Here is a 14636-nt window from a genome sequence, read left to right on the forward strand (position 1 = left end):
GCGCCAGCCCCCTACCTCCCCCTTGTGGGGAGGTCGGACCGCAGGTCCGGGTGGGGGTCGGTGCCGCACCCCCACCCCGCTGCTGCGCAGCGACCCTCCCCACAAGGGGGAGGGTAAGGGGCGGCGCCATCCTTCGCCATGACACCATATGGATCAGAGGCTGGACATCGTGACCTCTCATCGTCTCTCATCCGGCGGTCTCATCGACCGTTCCACCCCCCTCACCTTCCGCTTCGACGGCACGACATTTTCCGGCTTCCAGGGCGACACGCTGGCGTCGGCGCTGGTCGCCAATGGCGTCAAGCTGGTCGGCCGCTCGTTCAAATACCATCGTCCGCGCGGCATTCTGACTGCGGGCTCGGAAGAACCCAACGCGCTGGTCGAACTGCGCACCGGCGCACGGCGCGAGGCCAACACCAAGGCCACGACGGCCGAACTCTATGAAGGCCTCGAAGCGGCCAGCCAGAACCGCTGGCCGTCGCTGCGCCACGATGTGATGTCGGTGAACCAGCTGTTCGCACCGATCTTCGTCGCCGGCTTCTACTACAAAACCTTCATGTGGCCGGCAAAATTCTGGGAAATGGTCTACGAGCCGGCGATCCGACGCGCCGCGGGTCTGGGTCGCGCGGCGGTCACCCCCGATCCGGATCACTACGACAAGGCCTGGGCGCATTGCGATGTGGTGATCGCCGGCTCCGGTCCGGCCGGTCTCGCCGCCGCACTCGCTGCAGGCCGCAGCGGTGCGCGCGTCATCCTGTGCGAAGAAGATTTTGCGCCCGGCGGCCGTCTGTTGTCGGATGGCGGCACGATCGACGGTCTGCCGGCCGCGGAGTGGCTGTCGCGCACACTGGCCGAGCTCAGCTCGATGCCGGATGTCCGCATCATGACCCGCACGACCCTGTTCGGCGTCTATGACGGCGGTACCTATGGCGCGATCGAGCGGGTCAACGATCATCTGCCGGTACCGCCCGAGCATCAGGTGCGCCAGCGGCTGTGGCGCATCGTGGCCAAGCGCTGCGTCGTCGCCGCCGGCGCGATTGAGCGTCCCATCGTCTTTGCCGGCAATGACACGCCCGGCGTGATGATGGCGTCCGCCATCCGCACCTACGTCACACGTTATGCGGCGACGCCGGCAAAGCGGATCGCGCTGTTCACCAACAATGAGGATGGCTGGCGCACGGTCGAGACGGCACTCGGCGCCGGGCTGCAGATCGCGGCGGTGATCGACGCGCGGCCTGACGTCTCGCCTGCCCATCGTTCTCTCGCTTCCAGGAACGGCTTCACCGTGCTGCATGGTTCGGTCAGCGGCGTCGACGGCGGCAAGGACGGCGTAAGAAAAATAGCGGTGTCGCTGACCGGCGGCGCGCGCGCCGAGGTCGAGGCCGACGGGCTTGCCGTTTCCGGCGGCTGGAATCCGGCGGTCGGGCTCACCTCTTACCATCGCGGCCGGCCGAAATGGCGAGACGACATCGCCGCCTTCGTGCCGGACGGCGCGCCGCCCGGTATGGTCGCCGCAGGTGCGGCTAACGGCGACTTCGGGCTAGGCGCCTGCCTGCGCGCAGGTTTCGAGGCCGGCGCCGCAGCGGCGCGGGACGCGGGACGCAATGGCAATCCGGGCTCTGCAGCTGTTGCCGGCGACGAGTCCTTCTCACTGACCCCGCTCTGGCACGTCGCCGGCAAAGGCAAGGCCTTTGTAGACCAGCAGCATGACGTCACCGCGTCCGACATCGAGCTGGCGCAGCGCGAGGGTTTTGAATCGGTCGAGCATCTGAAGCGCTACACCACGCTCGGCATGGCGACCGACCAGGGCAAGACGTCCAATGTCGCCGGCCTCGCCATCATGGCGGCGGTGTCGGGCAAATCCATTCCCGAGACCGGCACGACCATCTATCGGCCGCCGTACGTGCCTGTCGCCATCGGCGCCTTTGCCGGCCATCATCGCGACGAGACTTTCCATGCCACACGGCTGACGCCGTCGCATCACTGGGCGGCCGAACAGGGCGCGATCTTTGTCGACACCGGCCTGTGGAAGCGCGCGCAATGGTATCCGCGCGCGGGCGAGAAGGACTGGCTGGAATCCGTGACCCGCGAAGTCAAGGCGGTGCGCGGCGGCGTCGGCTTCTGCGATGTCTCGACGCTGGGCAAGATCGATGTGCATGGCCCCGATGCCGGCGCCTTCCTCGACCGCGTCTACATCAACACCTTCTCAAACCTTGCCGTGGGAAAAGCCCGCTACGGGCTGATGCTGCGCGAGGACGGCCTCGTCTATGATGACGGCACGACCTCGCGGCTGGCCGATGACCATTATTTCCTCACCACGACCACGGCGAAGGCCGGGCTGGTGATGCAGCATCTCGAATTCTGCCGGCAGGTGCTATTCCCCGAACTCGACGTGCAACTGACCTCGGTCTCCGACCAGTGGGCGCAGTTCTCGATTGCCGGGCCAAGGACGCGAGACCTGTTGAAGGAAATCGTCGACCCTGCCGAGGACCTTTCGAACGAAGGTTTTCCCTTCATGGGCGTGCGCGAAGTCGCTTTGCGCGGCGGCATCAAGGCGCGGCTGTTCCGCATCTCCTTCTCCGGCGAGATGGCGTTCGAGATTTCGGTGCCGGCGCGTTACGGTGAAGCGATGGCACGCAATTTGATGCTGGCGGGAAAACCGTTCGGCGTGACGCCGTATGGCACAGAAGCCCTCGGCGTCATGCGGGTTGAAAAGGGCCATGTCGCCGGACCGGAACTGAGCGGCACGACGACCGCCGCCGATCTCGGCCTCGGCAAGATGATGTCGACCAAGAAGGATTTCATCGGTCGCGTCATGGCCGGCCGCGAGGCGCTGGTGGCGCCGGACCGGCAGGTCGTGGTCGGCATCAAGCCGATCGACAAGGCGCGCCGCCTGCGCTCCGGCGCGCACATCATCCCGAAGGGCCAGACGCCCGGGCCTGATAACGACCAAGGCTACGTCACCTCGGTCTGCTTCTCGCCGACGCTCGACCAGTGGATCGGTCTCGGCCTTGTCGAGCGCGGCCGCGAACGCATCGGCGAGATCGTCCACGCGCATGATCCGCTGCGCGGTGAAGACTATGATGTCGAGCTCTGCAATCCCGTCTTCTACGATCTCGATGGAGGGCGCCAGCGTGGCTGATTTTTCCTGGGATGTTCGTAGCCCGCTCGAGCGGGCACTTGTTGTCGGGCCTTACGGCGCGAACGGCAATGTCGGCGTGTTGCTGACCGAAATCCCCAATTTCGACCTGATCCAGGTGATGGCGCGGCGCGGCAAGGCGGGAGATTTGGCCAACGCCGCGAAGGCAAGCTTCGGTGTTGCGGCTCCTGAGACACCCAAGGCGGTGCAGACTTCGGATGCGACGCTGATCTGGTCGGGACCGGACCAGTTCTTCGTGCTGTTGAAGGGCGGCAAGCATGGGACTGAAGCACTCGCCCAGACGTTCGCGTCTTCCGCTTCGCTATCGGACCAGTCGCATGCGCGAGTGCTGATCAGTATCTCCGGTACCAAGGCGCGGGCGATGCTGGGCAAGCTGTCGTCGATCGATCTGCATCCCGATGCATTTCTGGTTGGGGCGGCTGCCGCGACCTCGATGGATCACACCAGCGTCACGCTCTGGCGCGGGAATGACCGGCCGGATGGGCAGGCGGTGTTCAACGTGCTGATGTTTGCGACATTTGCTGAAAGTCTGTGGCACACGATGCTGGATTCGGCGGCGGAGTATGGTGTTGAGATCGGGCATTCCGAGGATTTGGCGTAGCGCTTGTGCGCTTCTTCCTTCTCCCCTTGTGGGAGAAGGAAGATCGGCGCGTTAGTGCCGAGATGGATGAGGGGTGTTCCAGGGTACGCCAACGTCTCACCGCTGGAACACCCCTCATCCGTCGCCTGCGGCGACACCTTCTCCCACAGAGGGAGAAGGGGGAGCCAGCCTTGCCAAACGCAACTGCGCTGCTATTCTTGCAGCTAAAGTAATTTTACACACAGGCAAACTTGTTTCTCGAACCGCAAGGCTGAGATGAGCCAGTCGCCCTACCCCACAGTGACAGCCGGGCCGCCCCGGCCAAGCCTCATCCTGCGGCCCGGCCAGATCGCGCTGCCGCCGGGCATGGAGCGGTATGCGGCCCCCGGTAACGGCGCGGTGCTGATCGATATCGAGGCCGGCGATACATTTGCCATCCGCAATGTCGAGGGCGGCCAGGCCTGCGAGCTTTTGGCCTGGGACAAGTCAGGCGCCACCGACCCCGCCATCTTCGGCGAACAGTCCAATAGCAATGCCGCCGGGATCAAGGCGCTATTGGCCGAGGGCGACGATAGCCTCGCTTCCGTGCGCCGCGGACTCGAGCGCCGCCAGGTGCAGCTTGACCAGGCCAAGGCGGTGCGCGTCTTCGGCGGCGCCACGCCGGCAGGCACCGAGCAGGCCTTCACCGTCGCGCGCGATGGCGGCTTGCTGATTGCAGCGCCTAGCGGGCCGATGCTAGTCGACGGCCACGACACGGCAACGCCGCTCACCGTCATCGTCCGCCGTGCCACGGTGCGCCTGAAATCGAAATCGCAGCTCGCCGATCCGCTCGCCGATCCGGTGCTCGATCTGCGCGTCCATTCGGCGACAGCCGAATCCTATTTCGTCAAGTCGGGCGACTACCTGCAGATCATCGATGTCGACGGCCGCCAGTGCACCGATTTCCAGTGCTTCTCGGCGCGCAAGCTGGACAAGGGGCTGGACCATCCGCTCGACGTAACGACCACGCGCACGCTGATGGGGTCGAGCTACCCGATGCCGGGCCTGCATTCGAAATATTACGACCAGGACATGGAGCCGCTGGTCGAGGTTATCCAGGACACATGCGGGCGACACGACGCATTCGCGCTGGCGTGTGCCGCCAAATATTACGATGACATCGGCTATCCCGGCCACACCAACTGCTCGGAGAACTTCAATCGCGCGCTGGCCGACAAGGGCGTGACGCCCCGCGCCGGCTGGATGGCGATCAACTTCTTCTTCAACACGGAGATCGACGCCCATGGCGTCATGGTGTCGGATGAGCCGTGGTCGCGCGCCGGCGACTATGTCCTGCTCAGGGCGCTCACCGACATCGTCTGCGTCTCCTCCGCCTGTCCCGACGACACGACACCGGCCAATGGCTGGAACCCGACCGACATCCATGTGCGAACCTATTCCGGCCAACACAAATTCTCGCGAGCGATCGCCAGACGCATGACGCCCGATTCGGAACCGAAAATGACCCGCGAGACCGCCTTCCATTCAAGCTTCGCCAAGCACACCCGCAACTTCGTGGAATACCGGGGTTATTGGCTGGCCAATTCCTTCGCCAAGGAAGGCGCCATCGCCGAATACTGGGCCTGCCGGCAGGATGCCGTGATCATGGACCTGTCGCCGTTGCGCAAGTTCGAGGTCACCGGCCCGGATTCCGAGGCGCTGCTGCAATACACGCTCACCCGCGACGTCAAGAAGCTCGGCGTCGGCCAGGTCGTCTATTCCGCCATGTGCTACGAGCATGGCGGCATGATCGACGACGGCACGCTGCTGCGGCTCGGCAAGGACAATTTCCGTTGGGTCGGCGGCGACGACCTGTCCGGCGAATGGCTGCGCGACACCGCGAAAAAGCTTGGCCTCAACGTGCTGGTGCGTTCCTCCACCGATCAGATGCACAATGTCGCTGTCCAAGGGCCGAAGAGCCGTGACATTTTGCGAGAGGTGGTCTGGACCTCGCCGCTGCAACCGTCGATCGACGAACTCGAATGGTTCCGCTTCGCTGTCGCGCGCATCGGCGGCGGCAATGGCATTCCGGTCGTGGTGTCGCGCACCGGTTATACCGGCGAGCTCGGCTACGAAATCTGGTGCCACCCACGCGACGCCGAAAAAGTGTTCGATGCCATCTGGGAGGCCGGCCAGCCGCACGGGCTGAAGCCGATGGGCCTGCAGGCACTCGACATGGTGCGCATCGAAGCCGGGCTGATCTTCGCCGGTTACGAATTCTCCGACCAGACCGACCCGTTCGAGGCGGGCATTGGCTTCACCGTACCGTTGAAGGCCAAGACCGACGATTTCATCGGCCGCGAGGCTCTGATAAGGCGCAAGGAACATCCGCAGCACAAGCTCGTTGGCCTCGACATCGACAGCAATGTCGCCGTCGGCCATGGGGATTGCGTCCATATGGGCCGCGCCCAGATCGGTGTCGTCACCTCGGGCATGCGCTCGCCGGTGCTGAACAAAAACATCGCTCTGGCGAGGCTTGACGTCACCCACGCGGCAATCGGCACAGAGGTGGAGATCGGCAAGCTCGACGGTCATGCCAAGCGGCTGCCGGCGCGCGTCGTGGCCTTCGCCCACTACGATCCGCAAAAGACCAGGCCGCGATCCTGAGGTTGCACCCCCGGCCCTTCGCAGGCTCAGGGCGTTCGAAGCTCGAAAGCAATTGGCTTTCCGTCCGCTACCGCGGACCGCTTCTCACCCCACAAGGGGAGAAGGACAAAGCGAGCGTTTCGCAACCGTGATGTGCACGACGCCACAAATCACTTGACGTGAAAGCGCGCCGGATCAATCTTCACTGTTAAGAAAAAAATACGACTGAGTGGAAACACTGGAGTCGTGCGGTCATGTACCGGGGAACAAGCTTCGCGAAGCCGAGGCATCACCGGCCGGGAACACAAAATGGGGAATTCAGACAGATGAGCACGATTACCACTGCCCTGGAGCAGCCCGCTGAAGGCAAGCTGCTCCGCAACATCGACTGGCGCGGCGCCTTCTGGGTGGCGAGCGGCGTTCCTGCCCTTGTCCTGTTTTCGATCGGCGGCATTGCCGGAACGACGGGAACGCTGGCCTTCGGGATCTGGATCGCTTCCATGATCATGGGCTTCCTGCAATCCTTCACCTATGCCGAGATCGCCGGCCTGTTCCCGAACAAGTCGGGCGGCGCCTCGATCTACGGCGCCACCGCCTGGCTGCGTTATTCCAAGTTCATCGCGCCGCTGTCGGTGTGGTGCAACTGGTTCGCCTGGTCGCCGGTGCTGTCGCTGGGCTGCTCGATCGCCGCCGCCTATATTCTCAACGCGCTGGCGCCGGTGCCGCTGTTCACCGAGGCGTCGCCGGACGTCGTCGCCTATATCGCGGCGCATGCCGGAATGGTGCCTGCCGACGCCATCGCCGCGGTGACCGCGGCGGCCACGCCGGCGATCCGCAACTGGACGCTGTTCAGCCACACGCTAGGTCCTGTCTCCTTCACCCTCAATGCCACTTTCTTCATCGGCGCGGTGCTGATGCTGATCATCTTCTCGATCCAGCATCGCGGCATTCTCGGCACCGCCAATGTGCAGAAGTATATCGGCCTCCTGGTCATCATCCCGATGCTGATCGTCGGTGTCGTGCCGATCGTCACCGGCCAGATCAACTGGGCGAACTTTTCGCCGCTGGTGCCGCTGGCGGCGGCTTACGCGCCGGAGCCCGGCTCGTGGAACATTGCCGGCTGGACGCTGGTTCTAGGCGGCATGTTCATCGCGGCGTGGTCGACCTACGGCTTCGAGACCGCCGTCTGCTACACATCGGAGTTCAAGAACCCCGGCACCGACACGTTCAAGGCGATCTTCTATTCCGGCCTGCTCTGCATGCTTCTGTTCATCCTGGTGCCCTTCACCTTCCAGGGCGTGCTGGGCCTCAACGGCATGCTGGCGACGCCGATCGTCGACGGCTCCGGTGTTGCCGATGCACTGGCCGGCATGGTCGGGGGTGGCGCATTGATCCACAGCCTCTTGGTGATGCTGATGATCCTGGCGCTGGTGCTGTGCATCATGACGGCAATGGCCGGCTCGTCGCGCACGCTCTACCAGGGCTCGGTCGATGGCTGGCTGCCGCGCTATCTCAGCCACGTCAACGAGCATGGCGCGCCGACGCGCGCCATGTGGACCGATCTCGTCTTCAACCTGATCGTGCTGGCCATCGCCTCGGCCGACGCGACGAGCTTCTTCTTCATCCTCGCCGTGTCGAACTGCGGCTACATCATCTTCAACTTCCTCAACCTCAATGCCGGCTGGATCCACCGCATCGACAACGGCCACATCAACCGGCCTTGGAAGGCGCCGAGCTGGCTGCTCGGCCTCGGCGCCATCTTCGCCTATGTAAACGCCATCTTCATGGGCGCCGGCGCCAAGGTGTGGAACCCGATGGCGCTCTGGGCCGGCCTGATCACAGCCGCCTTGATCATCCCGGTGTTCTGCTACCGGCACTACGTCCAAGACAAGGGCAAGTTCCCCGACCACATGCTGGCCGACCTCGGCATGGCGGGCGCAGACCTCTCGGTCAAAAAGGCAGGCATGCTGCCCTACCTGACGCTGGTCGCCGGCCTGGTGGTGATGCTGCTCGCCAACTGGTACTTCGTCATCTGAAAGTGATGGCTTGAAAAGAATGGGCGCGCTTCGGCGCGCCCGTTTCTTTTTGTGGCAGACGTCAGCCGGCCTTGCGGATGACCGCTTCGGAGCCTTCGAAGAACCGGTTCGGCGGACGCTTCAGGCCGAGATTCTCGCGCAAGGTGGTGCCCTCATACTCGCGCCGGAAGAGCTTTCGCCGCTGCAGCTCAGGCACCACCTTCTCGGCGAAGTCGTCGAGCCCGGCTGGCAGATAGGGGAACATGACATTGAAGCCGTCTGACCCTTCGGCAAACAGCCATTCCTCCATCGAATCGGCGATGGTTTTCGGCGTGCCGACGAAAGCAAGGCCGGAATAGCCGCCGAGCCGCTGCGCCAACTGGCGGACGGTCAAATTCTCCCGGCGCGCCAGCTCGATGACGCGCTCGCGGCCGCTCTTCGAGGCATTGGTTTCGGGGATTTCGGGCAAGGGCGCGTCGGGATCAAAGCCGGATGCGTCGTGCCCCAGCGCGATCGATAGCGAGGCAATGCCGCTCTCGTAATAGACCAGGCTGTCGAGCTTGGCGCGTTTGGCCTGTGCTTCCTCGACACTGTCGCCGACGATGACGAAGGCGCCGGGCAGGATCTTGATGTCGTCGCGCGAACGGCCAAGCTTCTCGGCCCTGCCTTTGACATCGGCGAAGAAGCGCTGTCCGGCTGCGAGATCGGAGTGGGCGGCGAAGATCACCTCCGCCGTTTCGGCTGCCAGCTGCCGCCCGGCCTCAGACGCGCCGGCCTGGACGATGACCGGCCAGCCCTGCACGGGGCGCGCAATGTTGAGCGGGCCGCGCACCGAGAGATGCTCACCCTTATGGTCGAGCACATGCAGCCTCGCGGGATCGAAATAGAGCCCGCTCTCGGGGTCGCGGATGAAGGCGTCGTCGGCAAAGCTGTCCCAGAGGCCGGTCACCACATCGTAGAATTCCCGCGCATTGTGATAGCGCTCGTCGTGCTCGACATGCTCGTCGAGGCCGAAGTTCAGCGCGGCGTCGGGATTGGATGTGGTGACGATGTTCCAGCCGGCGCGGCCGCCGCTGATATGGTCGAGCGAGGCGAAGCGGCGGGCAATGTGATAGGGCGCGTCGAAGGTTGTCGATGCGGTGGCGACAAGGCCGATATGGTCGGTGACGGCGGCGAGCGCCGACAGCAGCGTGAACGGCTCGAACGAGGTCACCGTGTGGCTGCGCCGTAGCGCCTCGATCGGCATGTTGAGAACGGCCAGATGGTCGGCCATGAAGAAGGCGTCGAACTTCGCCGCCTCAAGCGTCTGCGCGAAGCGCTTCAGATGGGCGAAGTTGAAGTTGGCATCGGGATATGAGCCGGGATAGCGCCAGGCCCCGGTGTGAAGACTGACCGGACGCATGAAGGCGCCGAGCCGCAATTGCTTGTTGTCTGCCATGGGATGATCACCTGATGCGAATGAGCGTTGCCGCTCCGATATGTAAGCAGGATCGGACGGCTTTGCCGTCCTGGAAAGGAATTCTGTTTTGCAAAACCGGCGCCGCGAAGCATTTTCATACAGGTGGCCGTTCAACCTATTTTGATGAACCCGCCTGGTGTTGAGATACTTGCCTGGGTGCTCGGTGCCACCGGCAAGGAGAAAGCCAGAACGCCGCAGGTCAAGCGTACGGCGTTCCAGCCTTTTCCAAGGTGCATCCTGTGCGCCGGCAGCGCCTACTCGGCGGCCAGCGCGAGTGGCGGCCTGTCATTGTCCTGCACCGCCTCATCAGCCGGCTTCCTGCCTTTCTTCGGCTCGCGGCCGAAGAACAGCGCGTAGCCTGCCGGCAGCACCAGGATGGTGAGTACGGTGGCGACGAGGATGCCGCCCATCATGGCGTAGGCGAGCGGTCCCCAGAACACCGCACGCGAGATCGGGATCAGCGCCAGCACCGCCGTCATCGCCGTCAGCACGATCGGCCGGAAACGGCGCACGGCCGAGCCGATGATGGCCTCCGATCGGTCCATCCCCCTGGCGATGTCCTGATCGATCTGGTCGACCAGGATGATCGAGTTGCGCATGATGATTCCGAGCAGCGCGATGACACCGAGGATGGCGACGAAGCCGAACGGCGCGCCGCTGATCAACAGAGCCGCCGCCGCACCGATGATGCCGAGCGGACCGGTGGCCAGCACGAGCATCGCCTTGCCGAAATGCTGCAGCTGGATCATCAGGAGCACGACGATGACGGCCAGCATGATCGGCGCCTTGGCGGCAATCGAGGCCTGGCTTTCGGCGGAATCTTCCGCACCGCCCTGGATCTCGATCTTGTAGCCGGGCGCCAGGCCGGCGCGCATGCCCTGCATGTCATTGTAGAGCTTGGTGACGACGTCGTTCGACTGCACGCCATCCGGCAGCGTGGCGCGCACCGAGATGGTCGGCAGGCGGTCGCGCCGCCATTCGACGCCCTGCTCGAGCACCGGCACCACCTTGGCCACCTGCGACAGCGGCACGAAGCCGCCGAAATCGGTCGGGATATAGACCGAGTCGACCGAGGACAGCAGGCTGCGGCTGGCGTCCGGTTCGCGGGCTACGATGGAAACCGTCTCCTCGCCATCACGGAAGTCATCGAGCGGCGCGCCGGACATCGCTGCCTGCAGCATCTGGCGGATGCGTTGCGAGGTGACGCCAAGAGCACGGGCGCGGTCCTGGTCGATGATCAGCTTCATCGCCGGTACCGGCTCCAGCCAGTCGTCATGGACGGCGCCGAGCAGCGGATTTTCGGCGAATTTCGCCTTCACCTGGTCGGCGATGCGGCGCACCTCCTGGCGGTCCGGACCCATGATGCGCATCTGCACCGGCCAGCCGGTCGGCGGGCCGAGGAACAGACGGTCGACCTTGGAACGGATCGAGGGGAAATCCTGCGCCAGGATTGAGCGCAGCTTGAGGATCAGCCGCTCGCGTGCCGGCTCGTCATTGGCCATCACCAGAAGCTGCGCATAGTTCGGATTGCGCAATTGCTGGTCGAGCGGCAGGAAGAAGCGCGGCGCGCCTTCGCCGATATAGGTGGCGATGAAGCGCTTGTCCTTGTCGTCCATCATCCGGGCTTCCAGCGCCTTGGCCTGCGTCTCGACTTCCTTGATCGAGGTTCCCTCAGGCAACCAGAGATCGACGAGGATTTCCGGCCGCGAGGATTGCGGGAAGAAGTTTTGTGGGATGAACTGGAACGCCCACAGGCTGGTGGCGAAGGTGACCAGCGTCATCACCAGAACGATGATGCGGTGGCGCACCGCCCAGCAGACCGTGGCGCGCAGCCGCCGGTAGAAGCCGGTGTCGAAGGCGTCATGATGGTTGCCGGCATGCTTGCGCTGCTTGAGGATCATGTAGCCCAGCCACGGCGTGAAATAGACGGCGACGAACCAGGACACGACGAGCGCGATGCCGACGACATAGAACAGCGTGCGCACATATTCGCCTGCGGTCGAGGCGGCGAAGCCGACCGGGATGAAGCCGGCGATGGTGATCAGCGTGCCGCTCAGCATCGGGAAGGCGGTCGAGGAATAGGCGAAGCTCGCCGCATCGATCTTGACCAGCCCCTCTTCCAGCTTGCGCTCCATCATCTCGACGACGATCATGGCGTCGTCGACCAACAGCCCGAGCGCGATGATCAGGGCGCCGAGCGAAATGCGCTGCAGATCGATGCCGAGCTCGTACATGATGGCGAAGGTGGCGGCCAGCACCAGCGGAATGGCAATGGCGATGACCAGGCCGGAACGCCAGCCGATCGACAGCAGCGAGACAGCAAGCACGATCAGCAGCGCCTCGCCGAGCGCCTCCATGAACTCGTTCACGGCGTCCTTGACAACCTCGGGCTGGTTGGAAATCTGGTCGACCGCAACGCCGTAGGGCAGCGCTTCCTCAAAGCGCTTGTAGGTCGCCTCGACATCCGTGCCGACGTCCCTGACGTTAAAACCCTTGGCCATGACGACGCCGACCTGGACGCTTTCGTGGCCGTTGAAGCGGTACTTGCGCTGATAGGGATCTTCGAGACCGGAACTCACGGTGGCAATATCGCCAAGACGTGTCACCTGACCACCGGCGCGCAGGCGCAATTCCCTGATGTCGGCAGCCCTGGTGACATCGCCCTCGACCGAGATGCGCACCGAGCGCAGGCCGGTGTCGACGGAGCCCGCCGGATCGACATTGTTCTGGCCCTTGATGGCGTTCTGCAGGTCGGTCAGCGTCAGGCCGCGTTCGGCCAGGGCCTTGGACGAGACGTCGATATAAAGCTTCTCCGGCTGGTCGCCGATGATGACGGCCTTCTCGACGCCCGGCGTCGTCAGCAGCATGTCGCGAGCCTGGGTGGCGAATTTCTTCAGCTCCGGATAGCTGTAGCCGTCGCCGCCGATCGAGTGCAGGGTGATGAAGGTGTCGCCGAACTCGTCGTTGAAATAGGGCCCGAGCAGGCCTTGCGGCAGGTCGCCGGAGATGTCGCCAACCTTCTTGCGCACCTGGTAGAAGGCGTCCTTCACCTCCTCTGCATTGGTGTCGCCCTTGATCTGGACGGTGATGATGGCGCTGCCGGCGCGGGTGTAGGAACGGACGAAGTCGAGGTGCGGCGTTTCCTGCAGCTTGCGCTCGATCTTGTTGACGACCTGGTCTTCCATCTCCTGGATCGAGGAGCCCGGCCAGATCGCCTGGACGACCATGACGCGGAAAGTGAAATCGGGGTCTTCCTTCTGGCCCATGCGCATCAGGCCGAGCGCGCCGGCAATGATGATCAGACCGAACAGGAAGCGCGCGATCGAGGGATGGCCGATGGCCCAGCGCGAAAGATTGAAAGGCTGCTTTTCAGTGCTGTCGGTGGTGGTCATCGGCGTCAGTCCAATTCGTTGATCGTGCGCGCATGCGCTTTGCATGCAGCTAGGATATTCCGATGCTGGCTTCCGGGCGGCGAGGCTTTCCGAGCGGAGAGACACTCATCGCGGTGGGACGCGCGGATCGATGCGGGGGAACTCGATCTTGGCGTCTCGACCATCGGGCGCTCGCCGCCCGGAAACCCTGAATTCGCTTGCCCAGCCCTTTCGCCGAAGCGACGATCAAGCCGGCTTCATGCCTGCGGTCAGCGCAGGGCCTTTGCGGCATCGCCTTCCGCAGAGGCGGCCTGGACCGCATCGCCGGTCAGCTTGACTTTGAGATTCTCGGTCATGAACTGGGTGCCGGCGGCAACGACGACATCCCCCGGCTTGAGCCCGTCGGCGACGCTGACGCCGTCGGCGGTGAACTCCGCAACCTTGACCAGGCGCTCGTGCACCGTCTCGCCGGCGCGGTCGACGGTCCAGACAATCTTGCGACCATCCTTTTCCGCAAGCGCGCTAAGCGGGATCGACACCATCTCCTGCTTCTTGGCCACCGAGGCCTCGATGTTGGCGGTCATGCCGAGCAGCACGCGCGGGTCGTCGGGCAGCGATACGCGGACGGCAAAGGTGCGCGACTGCTGGTCGGCGCTGCCGGCGACTTCACGCACTTTGCCGGAGAGCGCCAGCGCGTCATCGGACCAGAAGCTGGCCTTGACGTCCTTTCCCGGCTTGAAGGCGGCGATGTCCATTTCGGGAACCGCGATCAGCACTTCCTTTTCGCCGTCAACGGCAACAGTCATCACAGGCGTTCCGGCGCCGACCACCTGGCCGACATCGGCCGAGACCGCCGTGACGATGCCGTTCTCGCTCGCCTTGAGATCGGTGTAGACGACCTGGTTCTGCGCCTGGGCAAGGGTAGAGCGGGCGGCATCGCGCGTCGCTACCGCCTGGTTGTAGCTCAGCGTCGCCTGTTCGAGCTGCGACTTGGAGGTGAAGTTCTTGGCAAAAAGCTGCTCGGCGCGCTTGCGGGACAGATCGACCGTCTCGACCTGCCGCTCGGCGGCGTCGAGGCTAGCCTTGGCGCTCTTGACCGACAACTCATAGTCCGTGGGATCGATACGGGCTAGCACATCGCCTGTCGTCACATGCTGGCCGATGTCGACCAGACGCTCAGTGACCTTGCCCGAGATGCGAAAGCCGAGGTTCATTTCGGTGCGGGCTCGCACCGAGCCGGAATAGGTGAGTTCGCGACTCTTTTCGGCCTGGCCGATCTCGACCACCTTGACCGGACGGATGATGTCCTGGACCTCGGTCTTCTCCTGGCTGCAGGCGGCGAGCCCGAGCGTGGCGACGATCAGGCCGGCGACCGGCAGCTTGCGGATGATGGAACTGGACAAAGACACTTTCGTACTCCCGACTG

Annotated in this window: 7 protein-coding genes; 4 read left to right on the forward strand and 3 right to left on the reverse strand. The window is 64.1% G+C overall.

Translation table 11 applies throughout. The features are described 5' to 3' along the window. The first annotated feature begins 148 nt into the window (after nt 1–148). The 4 genes from NKJ88_RS14535 (at nt 149) to NKJ88_RS14550 (ending at nt 8401) form a co-directional block, all read left to right on the forward strand. The gene (locus NKJ88_RS14535) at nt 149–3142 is read left to right on the forward strand and encodes a sarcosine oxidase subunit alpha (protein ID WP_352444456.1); all 2994 of its coding nucleotides are present in this window, start codon (nt 149–151) and stop codon (nt 3140–3142) included. Further along, complete coding sequence (locus NKJ88_RS14540; RefSeq protein WP_352444458.1) at nt 3135–3761, forward strand: sarcosine oxidase subunit gamma; 627 nt, start codon at nt 3135–3137, stop codon at nt 3759–3761. The genes NKJ88_RS14535 and NKJ88_RS14540 overlap by 8 nt, the downstream gene beginning before the upstream one ends. Nucleotides 3762–4016: 255 nt before the next feature. Next, on the forward strand, nt 4017–6386 hold the full coding sequence (locus NKJ88_RS14545) for a trimethylamine N-oxide demethylase (RefSeq protein ID WP_352444460.1): 2370 nt from the start codon (nt 4017–4019) through the stop codon (nt 6384–6386). A 305-nt stretch (nt 6387–6691) separates the two neighbouring features. Continuing rightward, on the forward strand, nt 6692–8401 hold the full coding sequence (locus NKJ88_RS14550; protein ID WP_023834839.1) for a trimethylamine N-oxide permease: 1710 nt from the start codon (nt 6692–6694) through the stop codon (nt 8399–8401). A gap of 61 nt (nt 8402–8462) precedes the next feature. Here the strand turns inward: NKJ88_RS14550 and NKJ88_RS14555 are convergent, their stop codons facing one another. The 3 genes from NKJ88_RS14555 to NKJ88_RS14565 all read right to left on the reverse strand — a co-directional run bounded on the left by NKJ88_RS14555 (nt 8463) and on the right by NKJ88_RS14565 (nt 14619). Continuing rightward, nucleotides 8463–9818 carry an LLM class flavin-dependent oxidoreductase gene (locus tag NKJ88_RS14555; RefSeq protein ID WP_352444462.1) on the reverse strand — a complete coding sequence of 452 codons (1356 nt, stop codon included), beginning with the start codon at nt 9816–9818 and terminating at the stop codon, nt 8463–8465. 275 nt (nt 9819–10093) lie between these two features. After that, nucleotides 10094–13231 (reverse strand): efflux RND transporter permease subunit, encoded by a 3138-nt coding sequence (locus NKJ88_RS14560; RefSeq protein WP_352444464.1) that lies wholly within the window; start codon nt 13229–13231, stop codon nt 10094–10096. A gap of 248 nt (nt 13232–13479) precedes the next feature. Then, the gene (locus tag NKJ88_RS14565) at nt 13480–14619 is read right to left on the reverse strand and encodes an efflux RND transporter periplasmic adaptor subunit (protein WP_023692166.1); all 1140 of its coding nucleotides are present in this window, start codon (nt 14617–14619) and stop codon (nt 13480–13482) included. Nucleotides 14620–14636 lie beyond the last annotated feature (17 nt).

The sequence above is a fragment of the Mesorhizobium sp. M0016 genome, assembly GCF_040324035.1.
In the GTDB taxonomy this organism is placed as follows: Bacteria; Pseudomonadota; Alphaproteobacteria; order Rhizobiales; family Rhizobiaceae; genus Mesorhizobium.